The following is a 24,932-nucleotide window of genomic DNA, read 5'->3' on the forward strand; positions in this document are numbered from 1 at the left end:
GATGCAAATTCCTAGTGGTGATAGTTTTGGTAATCGTTCTGCCCAGTTAAAGTCAACCAATATACAAGGCCAAAGTAGTGATGGCTTAGCTCTTATGAAAGGAGCAGTAGACGGCTTTTATAATGAATTGAAAACCAGTGCATTATTGGATGCAAATAATGAGCTGTTTGATTATCAAGTAGGATTGGATACGGCCAGTAGCCAAGTGGCAGAACTTTTGGCAGCAGGAAAAATTACGGATAAGGAGATAGCCCCAACGTATCAAAAGCTGGAGGATGCTATTAAACCGCCTAATTTTGATGGCTTGGATAGGAATAGCCAAAAGCAGTATTTGTTAGATCAAAAAAAATTGTCTTATAACAATAAATTAGGGATTTCTCTGCTAATTAAAAATGCAGGTGCGGCACGAGCAGGTGCTACAGTTGCTAGGACAGTGGAAAAGGTAGGCGAGTTGGCATATAGCGGTAAAGTTTCAGCCAGCGGGGCAATACAGACTTTAGAAAATAATGAAGATTTTCAAAAAACTGGTGAGTTTGGGTTTGGGTTTGATTGGAGTCTTCAAAAGGAAGCGAATTATCAGAGACTTCAGTCGTCCTATATTTCAGGGGGGATAAAAGATGCAAATGATACCGGTAGTATTGATCAGTTAAAAACGTTGAGAGCGATGTTGCTTGAAGATAATCCTGAGACGAATTACTTAACTTCGTTGATTAAAAGTGATTACCTTAAGCAGATTAATGCATCCATTGATGTAAACGTGGGGCGATCCTATGCGAATACTTTAGTTGATGGAATGAATCAACAGGTTGAGAAAACAGGTAATTTATCTGCTGTGAATGCGTATAGTTTGTTGCGTAAGACACAAGGCGATACGGCAAAGGAGGACACTGAAACAGCCAAGTATATTGCAAATCAAATGGGTGTTAAGTTCGATCAACAACAGTTTAATAATAATCCGCAATATACTGAGCAATTAAAACAAACTTTTTTTAACCAAGCATTAGATCGTTATGGTTCACCCGCAATGGCCGCTATTTCAATACAGGTAGGCCATGAGCAAATGAACAGTTGGCTTAAAGAGTTTGGAAACCCAAGCAAAGGGCAGTTATCCGAAGCCGACTTTATTAATAAAATGCCTGATGAAAAACTAAAGCAAACGGCGTTAAAAATTAGCCAACAAAAAGAGGATGAACTTGATATCGATAGTACTTTAGCGCTTATTGATCGTAATAAAAATTTGAATGATGATCAAAAACGGATTGCTAAAGCTTCAATCAAAAGCTTTATGCTAGAAAAGCAACAAGCTCTTAAGGAAAAGTATCAGGAAAATCATCAAGCGATTTGGAATCAGTTATATGTGAAAGGAGAGCCGATTAATAAAGTAGATGCTAGTCAATTGTGTGCATTAACTGAAGAGGATCGTAAACAATTATTGGAGAAGACACCACCCACACAATTAGACTTTCAGACATATCAAGAGGCTAGGGGGCGGGTTATGGCTGGAAAACCTATTGATTTAGTAAAAGATTATTTTGGTAAGATTCCAAAAGATCAATTAAAAGAATTGATTGATCTGCAAGAGAATATAAAAAATGATCCAGCTAGACGTGATGGTGTAATTAAAACCAGTACTCTAATTAATTCTAGGATTAAAGCGGCAGGTTTTATCAATGAAAAAAATCTCAATATTTTAAATGCGTCTATTGTGGATGATGTTGAGAGTTTTGAAAAGAAGAATGGGCGTGTAGCCTCTCCAAAAGAAATTTTAGATATTACGGATAAGCAGTTTGTTTGGATGCGCTTAGATGAAGGAGCTTGGTTCGATACCCAAAAACCTTATTATCAAATGACGAAAGATGAACGTAAAGTAGCAAGAGTAGCCTCCGTAAGTAATATCCCTCAGAAAGAATTGCGTAGAATAAAAGATGCTTTAAAAATTCAAGGGCTATCTGATACAGAAGATAATATTATTGAGTTATACAGTAGGAAGGTGGGAAATGACTGATCAGAACTTATCAGAAGTTGAAGAAAAAGAACTGACAGAAGAAGGTTCTCAAGATAATCAGAGTGAAAATCCTTATCTATTTATAGCTAAAGATGTTCATAAAGAGCAGGAAAAGCGTAAACGTAAACAAATATTGGCAATTATTCGTAAACAGGATGAAGAGTCACGTCTTAGACAGAATAATACTCCTCTTGTTTCTGATGAAGAAAGAGCCGCGCGAGAAAAAAAAGCTGAACAAAGACTACAGCTTAGAGCAGAGAATTTTGGTAATGGTAGTTGGGGGAATATCCCTTTGTCTGCTGATGAAGAATCTTTAATTAAGAAAAAGTCTTCTGAAAGAAGAGATCAGATAGGAGAAAATTTAGATACACTTAGCATGGATTTAACCTCAATAGGTGCCATGCAAAAAATGATGCTACCTGATGAGTATGTAAAGTTATTGCATAACGCTAAAGTTTTAAATGTTAAGCCTTCTGTGCTGTATGGTATGAGTGCTGATGAGACAAGATGGATTGATGAAAGTGTTAAGCTAAAGGAGGGGGGGATTAGCTTTTCGAAAACACCTGTGGTTTCTCGTTATTTAAGGGAACCAAGTAAAGCGGCTATTGCCTCTGATAGTATTGTTAATATGCAATTAATAGAAGATCGTATTAGAAGACAAACTGTTTATGATTCTTTATCTAACAATGAAAAACTGCACTCAACATCCTCATTTGATAATTTTGGATATGGTGTTGGTAAAACTAATACCTTAATTAGGGGAGTTTATACTTATGGTTTAAATACAGTAGATGAGGCAGCTACTCGATTAATTGGTAATTTCTTACCTAGAGAACATAAGGATTTGGCACTTACAGCTTCTGAGATGAGGAAAGAGGCTAGGGGCATGAGTCTGTTGGAATATGCACAGGATCGCGAGAGTTGGCATCATGATATGCGGGCTAATAATGTAGGGAATATTTATGATAGTAAAGGTTTCAATGCCGCTATTAAGTATTTATCAAATAATCCAGGTCTTATTTGGACGTCAATAATGCAAGAGTTACCGACGATGCTTGCGGGAGGTCCTGCTGGAAAAATTGTTACAAAGCCATTGGAGATAGGACTTAAAAAGACCATTTTGAGTACGTTGTCTCAAAAGGTACTTACTAAATTGGCGCAAAATTCGGCAGTAGGCGCATTATCTTCTTCTACTAACTACGGTGCTAATTTAGTACAAGCATGGGATGGTAGTCACAGAGATATTAACAAAGCGATAAATGTGGCGAATAAAAAAACTTCGATTGAGGCGGCTTTTGGGGCAGCATCCGGTATGTTGCCAGATAAAATAGTTGGGGGTAAAGGGCGTTTAGCTAAAGTAGTTAACGGAGTATCAAAAACTCAGGTCGGTATAGGAATTAATACTCTTGGTAGTTATGTTGCGGCTACTTCTGTTGATGAGAATATTTCTAAAGGGGCTTTATTGGCTAATTTTCTTGTAGGTAATATGACTGCGGTTGCAGGTTCTGGAATGGATCACTTTCCAACTATAAAAAAATTTAATTCTGAAGTGGCTGAAAATAAAAAAAATATCAAAATCCTTGAGGATAGTATGGTTAATGATCCTTTAGTCAAAAGGGATCCTGATTTTATGAGATCATTTATTGGAGAGATTGTTCAGGATACAGATAGTGCTATTAAGGATGTTTATGTTTCAGCAAATAAATTTACTGAGTACTTTGAAAGTAAAGGTATTGACCCATTTCTTAAAGCAAAAGAATTAACAGGTGATATTAATAGTTTACAAGAGGCAATGGACTTAGGGACAACGCTAAAAATTCCGCTAGATAATTATTTAGTAGATATTGTTGCAGCTGGACATGGTAAGGGATTTAGCCAAGATATTAGTGAAAGCCCTAGAAGTATGACAGATAATGAATTATCAGCCTTTAATGATAAACAAACATCAGAACTTCCCCAAATTTTTGAAGAACTTAATCAAAAACTTGCAGCATTACATGATAAAACCCAACAAAGTGACGTATTTAAAGATGTACGACAACAACTTATTAATATTGGTGAAAAAGAAGCTAATGCCGAGCATAAGGCATTATTGTATCAATCATTTTTTGAGAAAATGGCAAAACATACGGATGTTGACGCGACCGCATTATATACTAAATATAAATTAGCCATCACAAAAGATAATTTAGAGAACCTTGATACAACGCATACGCGATATGCTCAAACGGGGAAAATAGAAGATTTATTTAAGCCTCATTCTGATCAAGCAGAACATTATCGAGCAATGCTCGATAATGCAGTTAATTCATTAGTTTCTCGTGATATTACACTCGACTTAGGTAATACACCCGCTGTTTTACAGGCAGTGGGTGCACCAAAGTTAACATTGAAAATAACCCGTGATGTTGTTAGAAAAGCTACTAATGGCGCTAAGCATGATGTCTCAATGGATACGATTAAGAATTTACCCGAGTTGCTAAGTGACCCTGTTGCCGTATTTAAGTCTAACACAGAGGAAAACTCGATAGTTGTATTGATTGATGCAGTTGACGGAAGTAATCGCTCTGTTATTGCGGCGATTCATTTAGATTATGCAGAAAAACGTAATATACAAATTAATAAAATAGCCAGTGTGTATGGTAAAGATAGTATCGATGGTTTTGTTAAACGAGAAGTTAAAAATGACCGATTACTCTACAGTAGAAACGAAGAGAGCCAAAACTTGGTACGATCAGACGGGCTCCAATTGCCCGTGGATGGTTCACCAAGAAGAGGCTCTGATAAGAGTGTACTAAGCCCCTCTGATATTGTCAAATATGAGCAAAGAAAAGATGGAAACACAAACGGTTTCATTGAGATTGATAACGATGGTAATGTAAGAATTAATGTTAGTAGCACGGCTAATTTATCAACATTCCTACATGAAACAGGGCATTTCTTTTTACATAGTTTAACAGATATTGCTAATATGCCAGAGGCGAAGCATGAGTTAAAGACAGATTTAGCTGTTATTCACCAATGGTTAAAAGTTGATGAAACAAAAGGTTTTACGCGTAAACAACATGAACAGTTTGCTCGAGGATTTGAAGCCTATTTGATGACAGGAAAAGCACCTAGTCCAGAATTAAAAGGTGCTTTCGAACGTTTTAAAGGATGGCTTATCGAGATTTATCGAGATGTTAGAAATTTAAATGTGCCATTGTCTGATGATGTACGACAAGTTTTTGATCGTATGCTAGCTTCTGATAAGGCGATTGAGTCTGCTAAATCTTCGACTAGGCCTTTATTTGATAATCCACTTGAAGCTAATATGAGTGCAAAAGAATATGCACAGTATAAAAAGAATTATTCAGCAATAGAGAGTAGGGCCAAAGAAAAATTATTTAAGCGCTTAGTGCTTGAGCAAAAGCGTATTGCAACGAAAGATTGGCAGGAGAAGCAAAATAATATTCGTGATGAGGTCAGTAAAGAAATTAATAAAGAGCCTGTTTATCAAGTATTAGATTATTTAGAAAAGGGTATTTTATTGGATGGTAAAAAGAGTAAAAGTTATAAAATTGATCGTCAACTTTTAAAAGACCAATTTGGGGAGCAAGTGGTTCGTCAATTAAAATCTTTGACCTCTAACCGCGATGGTGTTAGCCCAGAGTCTTTGGCCGATGTTTTTGGTTTCTCATCGGCGGCTGAGATGGTATCGGCTTTGCAAAAAGCACCTAATAAACATATGTTGATTAATCTTGAAATACAAGCTCGCATGGCTAAAAAATATGGCGATACATTAAATGATGGTTCAATTACGGAAAAAGCTATAACTTTATTAGAGAATGAGGATAAAGCAAACATTTTAAAGCAAGAGATAATCGCTCTTTCGCGAGAGGGTTCAGCTTTTGAAAAGTCGCAGCTAGAAGGTGATAATATAAAATCTATATATGATGTAATGTTAAATGATGAATATTTAAACAATATGGCTGAGCAGGTTTTATTACGAAAGACAATAGAAGATATTAATCCCGACTTATATTTAGTTGCTGGCCGTAGTGCTAACCAAGAGGCCTATGATGCGATTAAAAAGAAAAATACAAGGTTGGCAATGGAGGCTAAACAGCGAGAGTTGTTAAACCATGTTTTGTATATAAGGGCGCTTGAATTAAAGAATAATTGCAAAAGGAACATAGAGAATGGATATATTAAACAGCAAATGAATACAGGCGTTGGCGATTAGCTTTTAGGTAGAATCATGAATGTAATACAACTAAAAAAACTACAAGCTTTGCGTAATAAGTTATTTGAGGCGATGGTATTTGATACTAATCCTGAAAACTGGGTGGCTTATGGTAAGCCAGCTAAAGATTTAACCAAGCAAGAAAAAGATGAGGCGGCTTGGTGCCGCCGTCAGGCTGCGAGCGCCATAGCATTATGGGAGAAAATAGATAAGCTAATTGTTCAACATTCTGAATCTAACAAGGTCGCCAAAAATATTCAAGAAGGACATGAGCAACTGGATTTAATCGCCATAGAACAAGAGGCTGATAGTTTATTGACTCAAATCGGTATTGATCGGGCTGATTGATAGTTGTTAAGGTCTGTAAGATGGATGTGTCGTGGTAGCCAAGAGAAATAAGAAGAACCTAACTGGGTACGATCAGACAGGCTACAATTGCCCGTGGAACATTTCCCCAGTATAGGTTCTTTATAAAAGGCTAAGCATTGTGCAGGTATTTGTCAAGCAACGTTATAAAGTGAATGGCTAATTATTGTGATGTTCCAATAACTCAATATTTTCAAACTATGCTGATCCTTTTGGAAGCTATTGTGTGTTAGCCGTTTTGTAAGAGGTATTTATGGGTGTAAAAAAGGTTTCTTTCTTAAGTTTTTTTTTGGTCTGGGCGAGGCGACAGAACTGGCAAGTGCCGTTGGTGCATGTGAAAGCATGCCATTGGTTGGAGAATGCAGGTGATGTGGCGGTATTGCGATGTTTTCGTGGGTTTGGTAAAAGCAGTATTTTAGCTATTTATAATGCATGGCGGTTTTATCAAAATCCACAGTATCGGATACTTCATCAATCAGAAACTGATGGCACTGCTTATAAAACGAGCCGTGATACACAATATATTCTACGTCATCATCCTCTGACAAAAGACTTAATACCTTTGCAAGGCAGTGTAGGGCAGTGGTGGGTAAAAGAAGCCAGTGATAGTCGTAATGCTAGTTTGTATGCTAAGGGGATCTTATCTAACGTAACTTCTGCACGCGCTGATGAATGTCAAAATGATGATGTGGAAGTTCCTAATAATACGCAAACACCAGAAGCACGAGAAAAAATGCGTGAACGCTTAGACGAGCAAACCCATATTCTTGTCCCTAGGGGACGTAAATTATTTATTGGAACTCCTCATACTTTTGATAGCTTGTATGATCGATTAGCTAACAAAGGGGCTGACTGCTTAACGATCCGTATGTTTGAACAAGAGTACCGTATTGGAACGGCTACTAAAAAACGCTATGCCTTACCATTTAAACCTGAGTATGTTTTTTATGGAATAGGGCGGGGAGCTAAAGTATTGCAGATTAATAAAGACTATCAATTACAAGGCAATACACTGATTTTTAATACCCCTCCTAAAGTACTGATTGATTGCTATGCAGGTATGGCTTGGCCTGAACGATTTACGCTTGATGAGTTAGAAAAGCGTCGCCGTGAAACAGAAACGGTCAATAAGTGGGACTCTCAATATCAACTTCATGCTAAACCTATTACAGATACACGTTTAGAACCAAGTCGTTTAAGGGTATATAAAGATTATCCAGTACTACGAAAAGCCAATGATACGGTTACTTTGTGGTTAAATAATACTCAAATTGTCGGAGCGATTGCTTACTGGGATTGTGCTTTAGGTAAAGTTAAGGCGGATGCTTCAGCACTGAGTCTGGTATTAACCGATGCGCAAGGGAAACTCTACTGGCAGCTTGCAACAGCTATGTTAGGCGATTTGGTGGAGTTTGATCAAGCAAGTAATGTAGTTGGTGGACAAGTTAAGCAAGTTAAAGACTGGGTAGTTAAATACCATATCCCTTGCGTAGTCGTTGAAACTAATGGTGCTGGGGGCTTTGTGCCGCCAATCTTACGTAAAGCACTCAGTGGAACAGGATGTGCTGTGCGTGAGCAGCATGTATCCACCAATAAACAAAAACGTATTTTAGATGCATTAGAGCCACCACTATTATCAGGTTTCTTGTGGGCGCATGAGTCTGTTTTTAATTCGCCGGCTATTGAGCAAATGCAAAATTTTAATCCTGAATTAACTTATCAAAAAGATGATTATTTGGATAGTATTGCTGGCGCTATTTTACAAACGCCAGTACGTATTGCTATAAGGGTAGAACTGACTAAGCCAGCTAATAATCAATGGCGATTACCTAATGCTAATATAGAAGTTCAATCGGTGTATTGAGTTAAGTTAGATCTACTGGAGATATTGATAACTCTCCGCAAGTTAGCAGGTATATTTTTTTAACAACATTACTAGCGCCAATGATTGCGCTTTCTGTTATCTGCAGATTTAAGTGTATAGTTGTATTCGCCCCAATAGATACTTCTTTTTTCCTATTATTATGTGAGGTTGGAAAAAAATTATTATTGCAATATTGGATGTTTTTACATCGGATAGTTTATGGTTCATTATGTGTTCTCTAAGGAGAATAAAAAATTTAAACTAGGTTTACTCTATTTGTTTGGAAAACAAAGTACTTTTATTCAATAACATAGACACATAATTAGATCATTGAGTAAAAGAGGTTTGTATGGCAGTAACAACGTTTTTAAATTATAAAGAGTATTTGGCTGAAGGCATTAGTACACGATTTTGCATTCCATTTTTATTATTAGATCGCGCTGATTTGAATGTTATGATTGATAGTCAGTTAGTTGTTTCAGGTTATACCATTACTGGATTGGGGAATCCAAGTGGTGAGATTATTTTTGACGAGCCACCTAAGGGTATTTTGTTGCTACAGCGAACAATTAGTCTGTTAAGGGAAACTGATTATCAGGAAAATGGAGATTTATTAGCCGAAACATTAAATCGTGATTTTGATCGACTTTATTTAGCGATGCAAGGCGTTTCTCAAAATATTTCTCAGTCTTTAAGAGTTCCTGATCCAGAGGGAGTTCCTATTTTGCCTCTTTCTAATGAGCGAGCTAATAAATTACTTTCTTTTGATTCTCTTGGGCAACCAGAGTTAGTTGAAGCAAATAGTGGTTCAGCAATGGAGTTAGCTCAACAGTTAAAAAATTGTGATAGTCAAAATAAAGGTGGTGGATTGATTGGTTACAACGACTTACTGTCTTACCCCACAAAAACGATTGGTTGTGCTATGAGTAGTTTGACTAAGCGATTTGATGAGTTTGAGGGGAATAGTGTACCTTTATTTGCTGTATTTTGGTGGCCATCGCGTGAAAGTATTCCAGCAGGCTATGTGGCGGCAGATGGACAAGAGCTTTCTCAAGGGATTTTTCCTGACGCATTTGAGGCAATAAAGCAAGCTAAAGTGCCTGTCGTTAGCGAGTTAGATTGGAAAAATAACTCAGTAAAGAGAGGTGCTTATGTTGCTAACTCTAGCGATGGAATGTTTAGAGTGCCAGATTATAATGGTATGTACACTGATAGCATTGGTGCTTTATTCTTAAGAGGGGATAATGGAAGTGTTTCTAACGGTGAAATACAGAAAGATGCAATTAGGAATATTACCGGTACGGTTAGCCAAGCTTCATCCTATAGTCCGACAGGTGCTTTCTATGCAGGTACAGGGGCAGGATATACAGCAGCGAATTATACAAGTGGTACAATCACTGAAATGGATGTTTCTCGTGTAGTTCCTGTGGCTAATGAAAACAGGCCTGTTAATATTTGTGGTTGTTGGGTGATTAAGTTGTTTTCGAGTGTAATAAATACCGCCAGTGCGAATATACAACAGATAGTGACAGAAAATGCGAAGTTAGCCACTAGACTAAGTGTACTGGAAGGAGCAAAAGCGACTAGCCGCTTTACTATTATATATCCTAATGAAGGAACTGAAGAAAATCCGGCTAATGTCATCAATAACAAATATTATGAAATGGATAATCCTTTTCCGGGGTATCATGTAATATGTATAGCTGAGTTACTAATTAATGGCAATTGGGGAGATCCTGGTTGGATTATGATTTATGCAACAGCTGGTGGTAGCTATGGCGTGAAAGCATCAATGCTTAATATTGACAAAATAATTGTAAGAACAGGTAGTGCTAGGATTACGGGGACTCCTACTGATACAGGCGCCGCACATTCTAATGGAACACCCATAGTAACTACTGCCCCTTGTCGTGTTAAAATTTGGCGGGTTGTCTAAGAATTATAGAATGAAAGCTAGCCTCTTTAAGTCTATTAAAGAGGCAGTTTTTAATTAAAACAATTCCATCGGAGCTACATCATCGCTTGATGTAGGCAGATTAGTATTATTATCGCCCTGAATATTGTCTTCTTTTTTGAAAAGTTCATTGAACGTTCTTCTTGAGCTGTCCGAGGCTAGTCTCCCAGTGTCTGCATCTATTTTGAGTTGTATAATTCCAGCAGGTTGGGTTTGTGTATGCATTGGTTTGTCTTTCAATGCAATACCCATATAGTCTATCCAAATAGGAAGCGCTAAAGTCCCACCATATTCACGGCGTCCTAAAGTTTTTGGTTGGTCAAAGCCTACCCATACAACGGTGGTATAATCAGCATTATAGCCTGCGAACCAAGTGTCTTTTGTATCATTGGTTGTTCCCGTTTTCCCCGCAAGATCAGTTCGCTTTAGTACTAAGGCGCGAGTTGCTGTCCCTCGACGAACCACATCCTGAAGAATGCTATTCATAATAAATGCAGTGCGTTTATCAATCACTGATTCAGCAACAGCTGGAATTTTTACATCTATTGCTTCAATAGGAATTAATTTTCCTTCTTGTGATTTTTCTTTGTCTGTCAGTGTTTCTGTTGGAATAGTAGGAGGAGTCGCCGCAAATATAGTAGTATTATTCCGATCAATGATTTGATCAATAATATAAGGATAAGTCTTATATCCGCCATTAGCAAAAATAGTCCATGCTTTGGCAATTTGTAATGGGGTAACATCTGCTGACCCTAAAGCTAAAGAAAGTGATGGAGGAAGGCTAGTTTTGTCAAATCCAAACTTTGTAATATAATCAAGGGCAGTATCAATGCCTATGCTTTGCAATAGTCGTATGGTGACAAGATTTCTTGATCTATATAAACCCTCTCTCAAAGTGATCGGTCCTAAAAATTTATTACCATCATTTTTAGGTTTCCATTTTTTATTATCAGAACCATCATCAACGACAATTGGCGCATCATTAATCATGCTTGCTGCTGTAAAACCTGTATCTAGTGCTGCGCTATAAATAAAAGGTTTAAAGCTAGAACCAGGTTGGCGTTTAGCTTGTATAACACGATTATAGTTACTTTGCTCAAATGAGAAGCCACCGACTAAGGCTTCAATAGCGCCTGTTTGTGAGTTAAGGGAAACTAAGGCTGATTCAACTTGAGGTATTTGACTAAACTGTGGTGTATTTTGTGAGTCACGCTGAATACGAATTAAATCTCCAATAGCAACGACATCTTTCGGTGTTTTGGGTATTGCACCTATGCTGTTGACAGAAAGATAAGGGCGAGCCCACTTCATGCTTTCCCAATTTACTGTTTCGTATTTCCCTTGATTATTTAATATTGTAATTGATTGATCTTCAATAGATGAAACGATGGCCGGCTCTAAGTTGGCGAGAGTCCTTTGCTCTTTGAGCGTTTTTAGCCATTGATCTTTAGGTAAAGCTTTTTGCTCTGCTCCGCGATAGCCGTGGCGTTTATCATAGCCTAATAGTCCTTTACGTAATGCTGAGTTAGCTGCTGTTTGAAGTCTTGATGGAACAGTAGTGACCACTTGATAACCATCAGTATAAGCCTTGTCCCCATATTGATTAACCATTTCAGCTCGAACCATTTCAGCGACATAGGGCGCGGCTAACTCAGGAATTGCATCATGTCGTTTAGCTGTTTCTGGCTCTGATTTTGCTATCTCATACTCTTGTTTGGTAATCATTTTGAGACTATACATTCTAGAAAGAATCCAGTTTCTTCTGATTAGGCTTCGCTCAGGGTTAACGATTGGGTTATTTGCAGAAGGTGCTTTAGGTAAACCAGCTAGTGTCGCCATTTGTGCTAATGAAAGATCTTTTACAGACTTGCCATAATATATTTGGGCCGCAGCTTCGATACCATAAGCACGATAGCCTAAAAAAATTTTATTAAGGTAAAGCTCTAAAATTTCATCTTTTGTTAGTTCTTGTTCTATTTTTAGGGAAAGTAATATTTCAGTTGCTTTTCGAGTATACGTTTGTTCACTTGACAAAAAGTAATTTCGTGCTACTTGCATAGTAATAGTACTACCACCAGATTGTTTATGTCCCGTTGTAACAAGCTCGAAGGCAGCTCGGAGTAGACTTTTGAGATCTATCCCGTAGTGATTCCTAAAATTATCATCTTCAGCGGCTAAGAGCGCATTAATGAAGTTTTGGGGGATTTCTTTGTAAGCTATGGGGGAACGGCGCATTTCTCCAAATTCAGCAATTAATTTATGGTCTTGGCTATAAACCCGCAAAGGAATTTGTAATTGAACATCCCTGATGGCATTGATTGATGGGAGATTGTGGTTTAAGTAGAGTACCGCACCACTAATGGCGAGAGGAACTACACAGATAAATGAAATAACAAACCACCAAATAATTTTATATAAACGTATCAAAGTTAATAAATTCCTAGCAAATATGAGTAATATTTTGTTAAAATTATTGAGCTGAAACAAAACTTGCGTCATATTATAGCTTTTTTGAATAAAGAACTCTATGAATACAGTAGTAAATTTTGTTATTTATCTATAGTATAATATGCAATTGAAATTTTCCGTAAGTTGCGGATGTGTATAGGGAAAACATCGTGCTATTTAAAAAGAAAGTAAAAAAAATGTTGGGGATTGATATCGGTTCTAGCTCGGTGAGAGTTGTAGACCTCGATCAGTCTGGGAATTCTTATGTACTTAATGGCTATGCAATAGAAGATCTACCTTTAGGTGTGGTTTCAGATCGAACTATTCACGATGTTGAGGCCGTAGGGAAAACGCTTGAAAAAGCAATTAAGTCTGCACGTGTTAAAGCGACACAGGCTGCTGTGGCTGTGGGTGGATCATCTGTTATTACTCGTGTTGTAGATGTCATTAAAGGTGTAAGTGATGCTGATGTGGAGGTTCAGTTACAATTAGAAGCTGACCAATATATTCCTTATCCATTGGACGAAGTATCCATTGACTTTGCACGTTTAAGCACTATTTCACCTAATGATGATACCAAGGAAGAGGTATTGTTAGCCGCGTGTCGTAAAGAAAGTATAGAAGTAAGAGAGTCAGTTTTAGCCTTCGTTGGCTTGACTGCAGGTGTTGTTGATCTTGAGTCTTACGCGATGGAGCGTGCAGCCTCTCTTTTACCTATTGTTAAAAAAGCAAGTACAACAATTCCTGTTGCTGTGGTTGATATTGGATCAACAATGCTGAGTTTTAATATTATCTTTAATGATCATATTATTTATAATCGTGAGCAAATGTTTGGTGGTAGGCAACTAACAGAAGAAATTCAGCGCCATTATGGATTAACCTTTTTAGATGCTGAAAGAGCGAAGAAAAAAGGTGAGTTGCCTGATGATTATGAAGAGTCTGTATTAAAAGGATTTATGGATCAAGTATCAGATCAAATAGCACGCTCCTTACAATTCTTCTTTGCGACAGGGCAATACACCAGTGTTGATGGTATTGTTCTAGTGGGTGGTGGTGCTAGAGTTAAGCAGTTGACTAGCTACATTCAAAATAAATTAAATATACCCACACAAACCGCTAATCCTTTTGCAGACATGAAAACATCTTCACGGATTAATGCATCTGCTTTGGCTCAGGATGCCCCCGCATTAATGATTGCTTGTGGACTAGCAATGAGGAGTTTTGACTAATGGTACGTATTAACTTATTACCATGGCGTGAACAACAAAGAGAAGAACGTAAACGCCAATTTTTTATTGCGTTAGCTATTACAGGTATTGTGGGTGTTTTTTTGGTTTTTATTGCTAATAAATATTATGAGTTAGAGGTCGATAACCAAAATATAAGGAACCAATATTTGCAAGGGCAAATTAAAATAATGGAAAATAACTTAAAGGATATTGAAGACCTTAAGAAAAAGAAATCTGAGTTGTTATCTCGAATGAAGGTTATTCAAGGGTTACAGTCGAATCGACAAATATTAGCGAGATTGTTAGATCAATTTGTTAGGACTTTACCCGAAGGGATATTTTATACCTCTTTAACAAAAACGAATAAGAAAATTGTTATTGATGGGATGACTGTTTCTAATAATCGTGTTTCGCAGTTAATGAGAAATTTTGAAGGTTCGCCTTGGTTAGCTAATCCAAATTTAACAGTTATTTCAAGGCTTAATCAAAAAGATCCTAATGATAAAGCTGCAAAGTTTACTTTGCTTATTGATGAAACTGAACCTAAGGATGGAGAGGCTATACAATGAAATTTGACTTGAAAAGTTTGGATTTAAATAATTTAGATCCAAAGGCTCCAGGTACATGGCCTACACCGGTAATGGTTTTGGCTTGCCTTGTGGTATTGATTTTTATTCCCTTTTTAGGCTATCAGTTCTATTTAAGTGATATTCGTTCCTCTCTAGATACAGCTAAAAATCAAGAACCAAAGCTTAAAACTGAATTTGAGACAAAAGCTGCGCAATCTGCAAGCTTAAATGCTTATAAAGCACAAATGATTGAAATTGAAGAAAGTTTTAGCGGACTACTTAAGCAGCTTCCAGCGGATACGGAAGTGCCTGGTCTTATTGAAGACATGACTAAAGCAGGGTTGACGAGCGGATTAGAGTTTTCAGAAATTAAATTATTACCTGAAGTCAATCAACCTTTTTACATAGAGCTACCTGTACAAATTTCTGTAACAGGTAATTATCATTCATTTGCAAATTTTGCAACTAAAGTTTCTGCTTTGTCACGTATCGTTACATTGAATGATTTCTCAATTAAACCCGTTGTTGTGGGCGACTCTTCGAATTTAGTTATCACTGTGCAGGCAAAAACATATCGTTATCGAGGAGAAGGAAAATGATAATGATAAAGTTTAAGTATCTTTTATGTTTTGGACTTTTATCAAGTTTGTTGGTTGGGTGTGGTAATCAAGGTACTTCAGATCTTGAAGCATACGTTGAAACAGTAAAAGCAAGAGCTGCTCCGAGAATAGAACCCTTACCAGAACCAAAAGTCTACTTGCCTTTCTCTTATAGTGCTACTTTTTTAAGAGATCCTTTTCAAAGTCAAGATGTTATTCCTGATAGGACTGAGGACGACTCAAGAGAAAAGTGTACATTGCCTGATTTAACTAGACCTAAAGGCTATTTAGAAGGTTTCGATATTAGTGCTTTTGCTATGGTTGGGACGATAGAGAATGACAAAGAATACTATGCTCTAGTGAGAGTAGGGGGGAGTGTTCATCTTGTAAAGGTTGGAGATTATATCGGTATAAATCATGGAGAAATCATGTCTATTGATGATTTTAGGTTGATGGTTTTAGAAAAAATTTCTAATGGTGAAGAAGGCTGTACTGAAAGGCCATATACTTTAGAGCTAAAGAGTTAATTGTAAGGATATAACAGATGAAAAATAATACCCTAATTAAGCACATTGAAAAATCACAAAGTGCTCGTTTTAGTCGATTAGCTATGGCTTTATTAAGTATGGCTGTTACTCCAATGCTTTTTGCTGCAAACTTAAAGGATATGGAAGTAGCTTCTTTACCGGGGGAGCAAGTCCAGCTTAAGCTAATCTTTGATGAACCCGTAAAATTGCCATCAGGTTATACGATTGATCAACCTGCTCGTATCGCTCTGGATTTGCCTGGTGTGACAAACCAAGTTAAAGAAAAAAGACGAACAGTAGATATTGGAAATGTTAAAAATCTAACCGTGGTAGAGGCAGGTAATAGAACTCGCCTTGTCGTTGGGCTAAACTCCTTAGTTCCTTATACTTCTCGCGTAGAAGGTAATAATGTTTATATTTTATTGGGCGATAGCAACACTAATACAGCTACAAAGCCAGCTACTTTGACAGTAGCAACATCAAGCGTCAAACCAACTACTAGTACAGTAAAAACAAATACGACATCTATTGTGCCTAGTATTAGTGGTGTAGATAAAATAGACAGTGTTGATTTTAGACGTGGTGATGGTGGTGAAGGCGATATTATAATTCAGTTATCTAATAGTAACATCAGCCCTGAGATTCAAGAGCGTAATGGTCGCATTGTACTCAGCTTTCCTAAAACTCAGTTACCTGAGGCTCTCCGCGTACGTTTGGATGTGACAGATTTTGCTACACCTGTTAAATTTGTTAACTCAACATCTGATGCAAATGGCTCAACGATTACTATTGAACCAAGAGGGAATTACGATTACTTAGTCTATCAAGCCAATGATAAATTAACGGTAAGTGTTAAAAGTATTTCTGCGGAAGATAAACAGCGCCATTTAGAAGACCAAGGTATTTTTAAAGGTGAGCGTTTGTCTTTAAACTTCCAAAATATTGAAGTGCGTAGTGTGTTACAAATTTTAGCGGATTTTACTAAACTAAACTTAGTTGCGAGTGATACTGTTACAGGTAATATTACGCTACGGTTACAAAATGTTCCTTGGGATCAAGCATTAGATATTATTATGCGTACCCGTGGCCTTGCTAAACGTCAAGAAGGTAATATTCTAATTATTGCTCCAGCGGATGAGTTGGCGGAGTCTGCACGCCGTATTTACGATGCACAAGAAACGCTAAAGGCAACGCAACCACTTCGTCGTGAGCTTATTCAAGTGAATTATGCTGATGCGACGGCTATTATTGGTTTGTTCCAAGCCACGATGTCACAAACAAATAGTATTCAAACAGGGCAGACAACATCAGGTGCCGGTACTTACTCAGCGAATATGACTATGAATGACCGTGGATCACTCACCGTTGATAAAAGAACCAATACTATTCTAGCTTATCAAACGGAAGAGCGGCTACAAGAGCTAAGACGTATCGTTGCCCAGTTGGATAAACCCGTGCGTCAAGTTATGATCGAAACGCGTATTGTTGAAGCTAATGTATCTTTTGCTAAAAGCCTAGGAGTTCGTTGGGCCGCCGATATTGGTAAAACAGGTAACCTTCATTCTTATGGTGGTGCGGATGGACGTTATAATAGTAAAAGTGGTAGTGATGGTAACTTTGCTAATACAGGTACTAATATTGGTTTTGACGAAGATAAAAATGCGTATACAATTCCAGCAGCAGCACCTGTTGTTGACTTAGGTGCGGCAAATGCTACTTCAGGTTTTGGTATTGGCTATATTACAAAAAACCTAATGCTGGATCTTAAACTTAATGCGATGCAGAAATCGAGCCAAGGAGAGATTATCTCCCAGCCTAAGGTGACTACATCTGATAAAGAAAAAGCCACAATTATGAAAGGGCAAGAGGTGCCTTATCAAGAAGCAACTTCAAGTGGTGCTACATCTACTTCTTTCAAAAAAGCTGTACTATCTCTTGAAGTAACACCGCAAATTACACCCGATAATCAGGTGATGATGGAAGTTAAAGTAAATAAAGACTCTGTCGACTATTCAAGGTCAGTAGCTGGTGTTCCACCTATTGATACTAACGAAGTAACAGCAAAAGTTTTAGTAGGTGATGGGGAAACAATAGTCTTAGGTGGTGTTTTTCAAAATACACAATCTAAAACGGTTGAAAAAGTACCTTATCTTGGAGATCTTCCTGTGATGGGGCGCTTATTCCGACGTGATACAGTGGATAATAATAAACAAGAGTTGTTAATTTTTATTACTCCTCGTATTATTGATAATAAGGCATTTGCTGTATCGAGATAATATATTGAAAGGTATCACCCTAGTAGGCCCAATGGGAGCAGGTAAAACCACCATTGGGCGTTTACTTTCTAAAGAATTAGATTTCCTATTTATTGATTCTGACCGAGAAATAGAATCAAGAACGGGAGCTGCTATATCTTGGATTTTTGATGTAGAGGGTGAGGTAGGGTTTAGAGATCGAGAACAAGCTATTATTGAGGATATTTGCCAAACCAATACTAATGGCTTTGTTCTTGCTACAGGTGGCGGTGCTATTTTGAGAGAGCAGACACGCCGCATTTTGTCAGAAAAAACAACGGTGATTTATTTACATGCCTCTGTTGAGCAACAAATTGCTCGTACGGCTAAAGATAGGCATAGGCCGTTATTACAAGTTGATAATCCTGAAAAAGTTTTGCGAGAACTTATTGCAATCAGAGAACCGTTCTATCGAGAAGTAGCACATATAGAAGTGGTCACTGATGAACGACCACCGCGATTTTTAATACAATATATTTTAGAATTGCTTTCTTTATAGTAAAGTATTACTTTATTTCAATTGGAATCTACCATGCATAGGCTACAAGTTGAGTTAGGTGAACGTAGTTACCCTATTTTGATGGGCGAGTCATTATTTCAAAAAAACCTTATTACACCTTATATAAAAGGCAAACAAGTCGCTATTGTTACTAATGAAACAGTCGCTCCTCTCTATTTAGAGCAGTTACAAGCACAACTTACAGATTATCAAGTCCAGCCTATTGTGTTACCCGATGGTGAGCAATATAAAAACTGGCAAACATTACAACTTATTTTTGATGGATTGTTAAAAGCAGAATATAGCCGCAAAGTCACTATCATTGCATTAGGAGGTGGTGTTATTGGCGATATGGCAGGTTTTGCCGCAGCTTGTTATCAGCGGGGCGTTAATTTTATACAGGTACCTACGACGTTATTATCACAGGTTGACTCTTCGGTAGGTGGGAAAACGGGCATTAATCATATATTAGGTAAAAATATGATTGGTGCATTTTATCAACCGCAAGCCGTTGTGATTGATGTATCGACATTAAAGACATTACCCAAAAGGGAGTTGTCAGCAGGTCTGGCAGAAGTCATTAAGTACGGATTAATTGCCGACAGTGATTTTTTTACATGGCTAGAAGAAAACATTGAAGCGTTAAAAATACTTGATACGGCGGTATTAATTAAAGCGATAGATTGGTCATGTCGCATTAAAGCCCATGTTGTTGCATTAGACGAAACGGAAGAGGGCATTCGAGCAACTTTAAACCTAGGTCATACGTTTGGTCATGCTATAGAGTCACACCAAGGTTATGGCAATTGGCTACATGGCGAAGCGGTGGCAGTTGGTAGTGTTATGGCTATAGAAATGTCAATGCGTTTAGGGTGGATTACAGAACAAGATCGCAACCGTGCTATTCGCTTATTTATACGGGCTGGGCTTCCTGTCGCTCCACCTGAAAAGATGAGCGCAAATGACTTTTTAAAATATATGCGGGTGGATAAAAAAATAATTGATGGACAAATTCGCTTAGTGCTTTTAAGCAAGTTAGGCGAAGCAATCGTGACAAGTGATTTCTCTACCGAATTATTGAATGCTATACTATCAACCAACTATGAACAATTGCTTGACTCTTTTTGATGGATTAACTAAATGAATACTTCCCAGTTGGATGAACAATTTTTAAGCTATTACCAACTTAGTCATGACCCTTTTGCGGCGAGAGTGCCAAATTTTAAGTTTTTTTCTGCACAGCGCAAAACGATTTTAGGCCAAATGCACCATTTAGCCAGGCATAGCCAATTGATGCTGATGATTACAGGGCCAAAAGATTCAGGCAAAACACTATTAAGACAAGCGCTGATTGCAAGCTTTAATAAAGATATCGTTAAGATTGTTAATGTTTCAGCTAAAGACTGTACAAGTCCATCACAAATAATTACGATATTAGCCGATGAGTTAAAGTTAGCAGAAGCTACACCTGAAATGATAATTGGAGAGCTTAATAAATTAGCTGAAAAAGATATCAACCTCTACTTGATGATTGATGATGCTGAAGCGTTGTCAGAAGATACTTTACAACTGCTTTTAAATCTTACCAGTGAGCAGTTAAAAAGCTTCCATATATTTCTTTTTGCTAGACCCGCTTTGCTTGAAAAGTTAGAGGATTCATCACTGGGTAAAGAGGTTACATTTAATCTGCCGCTGACACCTTATACGCTTGAAGAAACTAAAGAATATTTAGCATTGCGCTTAGAGGGTGCGGGACAAAGTTTAGCACTCTTTTCTGATGAACAGTTGTTCGATATTTATACTCAATCAGGCGGGTGGCCTGGAGTTATCAACCAAGTAGCTAAAGAGCTTTTGTTGTCTAATATGGAAGATCAAGCTCAGGAACAAGAACAGCCTTTACACCCGCAACAGCAAAGCAAGTCGGAGAATATCATGAGTTTTGACGATAATAAAAAAGATGATGAACCTAGCATCGGCAGCTTATTTACAGATAAAGAAGACGATCAGCCAGATAGTTTTTTTGCGATAGATGATGAAAAGACTAAGAAAAAAGCTAAATCTAGTGGTTTTATTCCCAAGAAACACCTCGTTATTGCTGCGATTGTTGCCATTGTATTATTGGGTATTATCTTTTTTTCAGGATCATCGAAAAAAACCACTGATGATAAAGATAATAATGTACTTGCAGATCACTATGCAACACTTGCAGACAATGAGACGCAAACAACTGATCTCCCTTTAACAACAGGTACAGAAGCATTGCCAACAGGTACTACCAATGGTGCCTCTAGTTTACCGTTGACTACCAATAATGATACTGTTCCTACAACCGATATCCCTGTTGTTACGAATACGGAGCAAAACACTACGTTATCAACACCTCCGCAAAATAATAACGTAACAACGACCACTCCAGTGACTGAACCTACGGCTACTGTCACGACAGCGCCTACAGAGCAACCAGTTCAAACAAAGCCAGCAACGGTTACTAAGCCTGCTGCAGAGCCTGTTAAAACCCAAAAAACAACTCAAAGTGCAGTATTAGGTACTGCATGGTATAAAAAGCAAGCTGGCTCAAACTATACAATACAAGTGAGTGTGGCGAGTAATGAGAAGTCAGCACAAGACTTTATTAAGCGACAAGCCGCGGGTGATTATCATTACTACAAGCGTTCTCGTTCTGGGAAGGTAGATTACGTGATTACTTATGGTAGCTATTCTGGACGTACATTGGCACAAAGCGCAGTTAAGAAATTGCCTCAGTCCGTTCAGAGTAGTAAACCTTGGGTGCGTACCTTTACAAGTATCAAAGCAGAGTTAACGAAGTAATGATACAACATCCTGCTGAGCAATCACCTTTAGGTAAGGTTAACCAATATATTGACCAATACCAGCCCAGTTTACTTTTCCCAATACCAAGACAGGTGAAGTGGGAAGAGTTAGGCTTAACTGCAAATACCTTACCTTACCATGGGGTTGATATTTGGAATGGTTATGAGCTGTCATGGTTAACGCCTTCAGGTAAACCTGTTGTTAGAGTCGCACAGTTTGCTATTCCAGCAGATTCACCTGCGATTATAGAATCTAAATCATTTAAACTGTATTTAAACAGCTTTAATCAAACGATATTTGAATCAGAAACTGTTGTTAATGCATTTTTAGAAAAAGATCTATCTAAAGCAGCAGGTAAGCCTGTACGAGTCAAATTATATACGCTAGATCAAATAGCCCAAAAGGGTATTATAGAGCCACAAGGGCAGTGTATTGATGAGCTAGATATTGTAATTAATCAATATGATCATCCAACTGCTGATTTGCTTAAGGCATTACCGAAGTCCACAGAAGAGAAAATTTATAGCCATTTACTGAAGTCGAACTGTCCTGTTACGGGGCAACCTGACTGGGCTACAATAACCGTATCATACAAAGCAGATAAACAACTTGATCATGCAAGCTTTTTGGCTTACTTGGTCAGTTTTCGCCAACATGCAGATTTTCATGAACAATGCATTGAGCGCATATTTATCGATCTGAATAATTTATTAGCTGCTCAGTCATTAGTAGTGGATGGACGTTATATACGCCGCGGTGGGTTAGATATTAATCCTTGCCGTAGTTTGAATGAAATACATTATACTAATTACAGATTGGCAAGGCAGTAATTATTTACTGCCTTATGGTTAAATGCCAATATTGTGAAATGTAAGCAGAATGCTTTTTAGTGTAGCAGCTAATCGAGGATGATCTTGTTCAAACTCTCCAACAGCAAGTCCAAGCTCTTCCACCATGCTCATGTCTGGCTCGTGAGCTATTTCATCTAGTTTAAGTTGGTTATGAATGGTATCTGCCAATGCTTCAATATGTGCTTTATCTGCTTCTTTATTGTTTCTAGCATGTTTTAGCTGATATTGTAAGTCGATCAGGTTTTCATGAACTGTTTTAGACATAAGGAATTGACCTTGTATAAATGAAAGTATAACGTTCTAATTGTGCATTTACTATAATACGACAATATCGGTATGATAGGCAGTAAAAATCTTATCAATTTATAATTAATTAACAATTAAGTGAATTTTTACTTGACTCCCTTTTGTTAGTGCTGTAATATTGCCCCACTTTGACGCGGGGTGGAGCAGCTTGGTAGCTCGTCGGGCTCATAACCCGAAGGTCGTTGGTTCAAATCCAGCCCCCGCAACCAAATTTTAAAAACCCCATTATTGGGGTTTTTTATTAGCTACAAATTTAAAATTAATGATAAGAATGGGCTATATGCCCATTTTTTATTGGAGGCGTAAAGTGTCTACTAGAATAGAACAATTACAGACGCTGTTAGCTCCAATTATTGAGTCTTTAGGTTATCAATGTTGGGGTGTTGAGTTTATTTCACAGGGCAAGCATTCCTTGTTGCGCGTATTTATTGACCGTCAAAATCATGAGTGCACTGTTGATGAAAAAAGTGCAGATATTGATCATGATGATGGTACTGAGTTCATTGAGCGTGAAAGTGGCATTGGAATAGAAGACTGTCAGAAAGTTACTGAGCAGATCAGTGCTGTATTAGATGTAGAAGACCCTATTCCTTATGAGTATACGTTAGAGGTTTCTTCTCCAGGTTTGGATCGCCCTTTATATACGCTAGAACAGTTTGAACAGTTTAAAGACAACTATGTAAAAATTAAATTACGTGCTCCTTTTGAAGGTAAGCGTAATTTTACAGGACTCTTACAGGGCATTGAAGACCAACACATTGTTTTACGGGTAGATAAAGAAGAGTATTTATTACCTATAGAACTTATAGATAAGGCAAATGTTGAGCCCACATTTGACTAATTAAAGAATCGATGGTTTAAGGATAATGGTAGACGTATGAGCAAAGAAATATTATTAGTAGTTGAATCCGTATCAAATGAAAAAGGCGTACCTCCTGGTGTGATTTTTGAGGCTTTAGAAATTGCATTGGCTACAGTGACTAAAAAAAATTATGAAATGGACATTAACATTAGAGTCACTATTGATCAACGTACCGGTAATTATGAAACTTATCGCCAGTGGACAGTGGTTGATGAAATAGATCAAGTAAATCCTGATGCAGAGCTAACAGAAGAAGAGGCTCATGAGAAGGATCCTAAAGCGAAAATTGGCGATGTAGTTGAAGAAAAAATTGAGTCAATAGAGTTTGGACGTATTGCTGCGCAAACTGCAAAGCAAGTGATTGTACAAAAAGTTCGTGAAGCAGAGCGTGCTCAAATGATTGATGCTTATCGCGAATACTTAGGCACAATCATTTCTGGTATTGTCAAAAAAGTTACCAGAGAAAGTATTATTCTTGATTTAGGCAATAATGCAGAAGCGTTATTACCTCGTGATCAGGTAATGCCACGTGAGATTTTCCGTGTAGGTATGAGAGTTCGTGCATTGCTTAAAGAAATCCGCACGGAGCACAGGGGGCCTCAATTAATTCTTTCACGTACTGCACCTGAAATGATTATTGAGTTATTCCGTATTGAAGTCCCTGAGATTTCTGAAGGACTTATTGAAGTCATGGGTGCTTCTCGTGATCCTGGTTCACGTGCTAAGTTAGCCGTACGATCAAAAGATAAACGTATTGATCCGCAGGGTGCTTGTATTGGTATGCGAGGCTCAAGAGTTCAAGCAGTATCAGGTGAGTTAAATGGTGAACGTGTTGATATCGTATTATGGAACGAAAACCCTGCGCAATTCGTAATTAATGCAATGGCCCCTGCAGAAGTAGTAACGATTATTGTTGATGAAGATACTCATACAATGGATGTTGCTGTAGCGGAAGAGAGTTTAGCACAAGCGATAGGTCGCGGCGGTCAAAACGTGCGTTTAGCGACACAACTAACCGGTTGGACGCTAAATGTAATGACGGATGAGCAAATTCAAGAGAAACAACAAGCTGAAACAGGTGATATCCTACAAGCTTTTATCGATGAACTTGATGTGGATGAAGAGTTGGCCCAGCTTTTAGTAGAAGAAGGATTTACGACCTTAGAAGAGGTTGCTTATGTTCCTATGGAAGAAATGCTGAGTATTGATGGATTTGATGAAGATATCGTCAATGAGTTAAGAACACGCGCGAAAGACCGTCTCTTAACTCGAGCTATTGCTAAGGAAGAGCAATTGGCAGCTGCAAAACCTGCTGATGACCTATTGGCATTGGACGGAATGAGTGAAGAGTTGGCTAAACAGTTAGCCGTTAATGGCATTGTAACTCGTGAAGATCTTGCTGAGCAAAGTATAGATGATTTGGTTGGCGTAACAAGAATGAGTGAAGAACATGCCGGGGAATTAATCATGAAGGCGCGTGCTCATTGGTTTGAGTAGTAGCA

General features: G+C 37.8%; 18 protein-coding genes and 1 tRNA gene. 17 read left to right on the plus strand and 2 right to left on the minus strand.

Features of this window, described 5'->3' with window-relative positions:
• Position 1: 1 nt before the first annotated feature.
• The 5 genes from DM558_RS02200 (at position 2) to DM558_RS02220 (ending at position 10,396) form a co-directional block, all read left to right on the plus strand.
• Positions 2–2,005 carry a hypothetical protein gene (locus tag DM558_RS02200; RefSeq protein ID WP_127161855.1) on the plus strand — a complete coding sequence of 668 codons (2,004 nt, stop codon included), beginning with the start codon at positions 2–4 and terminating at the stop codon, positions 2,003–2,005.
• The gene (locus DM558_RS02205) at positions 1,998–6,230 is read left to right on the plus strand and encodes a MuF-C-terminal domain-containing protein (RefSeq protein WP_127161856.1); all 4,233 of its coding nucleotides are present in this window, start codon (positions 1,998–2,000) and stop codon (positions 6,228–6,230) included. The genes DM558_RS02200 and DM558_RS02205 overlap by 8 nt, the downstream gene beginning before the upstream one ends.
• A 15-nt stretch (positions 6,231–6,245) precedes the next feature.
• Positions 6,246–6,578 (plus strand): hypothetical protein, encoded by a 333-nt coding sequence (locus DM558_RS02210; protein WP_127161857.1) that lies wholly within the window; start codon positions 6,246–6,248, stop codon positions 6,576–6,578.
• 271 nt (positions 6,579–6,849) lie between these two features.
• On the plus strand, positions 6,850–8,460 hold the full coding sequence (terL, locus tag DM558_RS02215) for a phage terminase large subunit (RefSeq protein ID WP_127161858.1): 1,611 nt from the start codon (positions 6,850–6,852) through the stop codon (positions 8,458–8,460).
• A 349-nt stretch (positions 8,461–8,809) separates the two neighbouring features.
• Positions 8,810–10,396, plus strand: a complete 1,587-nt coding sequence (locus DM558_RS02220) for a hypothetical protein (protein ID WP_127161859.1) — start codon at positions 8,810–8,812, stop codon at positions 10,394–10,396.
• A gap of 54 nt (positions 10,397–10,450) precedes the next feature.
• Here the strand turns inward: DM558_RS02220 and DM558_RS02225 are convergent, their stop codons facing one another.
• Positions 10,451–12,838 carry a penicillin-binding protein 1A gene (locus DM558_RS02225; protein WP_127164787.1) on the minus strand — a complete coding sequence of 796 codons (2,388 nt, stop codon included), beginning with the start codon at positions 12,836–12,838 and terminating at the stop codon, positions 10,451–10,453.
• A gap of 221 nt (positions 12,839–13,059) precedes the next feature.
• Here DM558_RS02225 and pilM point away from each other — a divergent pair, with 221 nt between their 5' ends.
• The 9 genes from pilM to queF are packed head-to-tail and all read left to right on the plus strand — an operon-like array spanning position 13,060 to position 22,241.
• Entirely contained in the window at positions 13,060–14,091 is a 1,032-nt protein-coding gene (gene pilM / locus DM558_RS02230; protein WP_127164788.1) for a type IV pilus assembly protein PilM, read from the plus strand.
• Positions 14,091–14,660 (plus strand): PilN domain-containing protein, encoded by a 570-nt coding sequence (locus DM558_RS02235; RefSeq protein WP_127161860.1) that lies wholly within the window; start codon positions 14,091–14,093, stop codon positions 14,658–14,660. The genes pilM and DM558_RS02235 overlap by 1 nt, the downstream gene beginning before the upstream one ends.
• The gene (locus tag DM558_RS02240) at positions 14,657–15,259 is read left to right on the plus strand and encodes a type IV pilus inner membrane component PilO (RefSeq protein ID WP_127161861.1); all 603 of its coding nucleotides are present in this window, start codon (positions 14,657–14,659) and stop codon (positions 15,257–15,259) included. Before DM558_RS02235 ends, DM558_RS02240 begins: the two co-directional genes overlap by 4 nt.
• Positions 15,260–15,261: 2 nt before the next feature.
• Positions 15,262–15,786, plus strand: coding sequence for a pilus assembly protein PilP (locus DM558_RS02245; RefSeq protein ID WP_164731223.1), 525 nt, complete (start codon positions 15,262–15,264; stop codon positions 15,784–15,786).
• Positions 15,787–15,803: 17 nt separating this feature from the next.
• Positions 15,804–18,062, plus strand: coding sequence for a type IV pilus secretin PilQ (pilQ, locus tag DM558_RS02250; protein WP_127161863.1), 2,259 nt, complete (start codon positions 15,804–15,806; stop codon positions 18,060–18,062).
• A 4-nt stretch (positions 18,063–18,066) separates the two neighbouring features.
• Entirely contained in the window at positions 18,067–18,579 is a 513-nt protein-coding gene (gene aroK / locus DM558_RS02255; RefSeq protein WP_127161864.1) for a shikimate kinase AroK, read from the plus strand.
• A 33-nt stretch (positions 18,580–18,612) separates the two neighbouring features.
• The gene (aroB, locus tag DM558_RS02260) at positions 18,613–19,707 is read left to right on the plus strand and encodes a 3-dehydroquinate synthase (protein ID WP_127161865.1); all 1,095 of its coding nucleotides are present in this window, start codon (positions 18,613–18,615) and stop codon (positions 19,705–19,707) included.
• Between the two features lie 12 nt (positions 19,708–19,719).
• The gene (locus DM558_RS02265; protein WP_127161866.1) at positions 19,720–21,408 is read left to right on the plus strand and encodes an AAA family ATPase; all 1,689 of its coding nucleotides are present in this window, start codon (positions 19,720–19,722) and stop codon (positions 21,406–21,408) included.
• Positions 21,409–21,410: 2 nt separating this feature from the next.
• Positions 21,411–22,241, plus strand: a complete 831-nt coding sequence (gene queF, locus DM558_RS02270; RefSeq protein WP_127164789.1) for an NADPH-dependent 7-cyano-7-deazaguanine reductase QueF — start codon at positions 21,411–21,413, stop codon at positions 22,239–22,241.
• Between the two features lie 18 nt (positions 22,242–22,259).
• Here the strand turns inward: queF and DM558_RS02275 are convergent, their stop codons facing one another.
• Positions 22,260–22,526 (minus strand): DUF4404 family protein, encoded by a 267-nt coding sequence (locus tag DM558_RS02275; protein ID WP_127161867.1) that lies wholly within the window; start codon positions 22,524–22,526, stop codon positions 22,260–22,262.
• Between the two features lie 174 nt (positions 22,527–22,700).
• Between DM558_RS02275 and DM558_RS02280 the strand changes: the two genes are divergently transcribed.
• The 3 genes from DM558_RS02280 (at position 22,701) to nusA (ending at position 24,927) form a co-directional block, all read left to right on the plus strand.
• Positions 22,701–22,777: transfer RNA gene (locus tag DM558_RS02280), tRNA-Met, on the plus strand.
• A gap of 98 nt (positions 22,778–22,875) precedes the next feature.
• Entirely contained in the window at positions 22,876–23,409 is a 534-nt protein-coding gene (locus DM558_RS02285; RefSeq protein ID WP_127161868.1) for a ribosome maturation factor RimP, read from the plus strand.
• 36 nt (positions 23,410–23,445) lie between these two features.
• Complete coding sequence (gene nusA, locus DM558_RS02290) at positions 23,446–24,927, plus strand: transcription termination factor NusA (RefSeq protein ID WP_127161869.1); 1,482 nt, start codon at positions 23,446–23,448, stop codon at positions 24,925–24,927.
• The last annotated feature ends 5 nt before the right edge of the window (positions 24,928–24,932 follow it).

Source organism: Entomomonas moraniae, assembly GCF_003991975.1.
Taxonomy (GTDB): domain Bacteria; phylum Pseudomonadota; class Gammaproteobacteria; order Pseudomonadales; family Pseudomonadaceae; genus Entomomonas; species Entomomonas moraniae.

What these genes read in the sequence shown, in the direction of transcription:
- DM558_RS02200 (WP_127161855.1), top strand. Translation starts at nt 2, where the DNA reads ATGCAAATTCCTAGTGGTGATAGTTTTGGTAATCGTTCTGCCCAGTTA.
- DM558_RS02205 (WP_127161856.1), top strand. Translation starts at nt 1,998, where the DNA reads ATGACTGATCAGAACTTATCAGAAGTTGAAGAAAAAGAACTGACAGAA.
- DM558_RS02210 (WP_127161857.1), top strand. Translation starts at nt 6,246, where the DNA reads ATGAATGTAATACAACTAAAAAAACTACAAGCTTTGCGTAATAAGTTA.
- terL (WP_127161858.1), top strand. Translation starts at nt 6,850, where the DNA reads ATGGGTGTAAAAAAGGTTTCTTTCTTAAGTTTTTTTTTGGTCTGGGCG.
- DM558_RS02220 (WP_127161859.1), top strand. Translation starts at nt 8,810, where the DNA reads ATGGCAGTAACAACGTTTTTAAATTATAAAGAGTATTTGGCTGAAGGC.
- pilM (WP_127164788.1), top strand. Translation starts at nt 13,060, where the DNA reads ATGTTGGGGATTGATATCGGTTCTAGCTCGGTGAGAGTTGTAGACCTC.
- DM558_RS02235 (WP_127161860.1), top strand. Translation starts at nt 14,091, where the DNA reads ATGGTACGTATTAACTTATTACCATGGCGTGAACAACAAAGAGAAGAA.
- DM558_RS02240 (WP_127161861.1), top strand. Translation starts at nt 14,657, where the DNA reads ATGAAATTTGACTTGAAAAGTTTGGATTTAAATAATTTAGATCCAAAG.
- DM558_RS02245 (WP_164731223.1), top strand. Translation starts at nt 15,262, where the DNA reads ATGATAAAGTTTAAGTATCTTTTATGTTTTGGACTTTTATCAAGTTTG.
- pilQ (WP_127161863.1), top strand. Translation starts at nt 15,804, where the DNA reads ATGAAAAATAATACCCTAATTAAGCACATTGAAAAATCACAAAGTGCT.
- aroB (WP_127161865.1), top strand. Translation starts at nt 18,613, where the DNA reads ATGCATAGGCTACAAGTTGAGTTAGGTGAACGTAGTTACCCTATTTTG.
- DM558_RS02265 (WP_127161866.1), top strand. Translation starts at nt 19,720, where the DNA reads ATGAATACTTCCCAGTTGGATGAACAATTTTTAAGCTATTACCAACTT.
- DM558_RS02275 (WP_127161867.1), bottom strand. Translation starts at nt 22,526, where the DNA reads ATGTCTAAAACAGTTCATGAAAACCTGATCGACTTACAATATCAGCTA.
- nusA (WP_127161869.1), top strand. Translation starts at nt 23,446, where the DNA reads ATGAGCAAAGAAATATTATTAGTAGTTGAATCCGTATCAAATGAAAAA.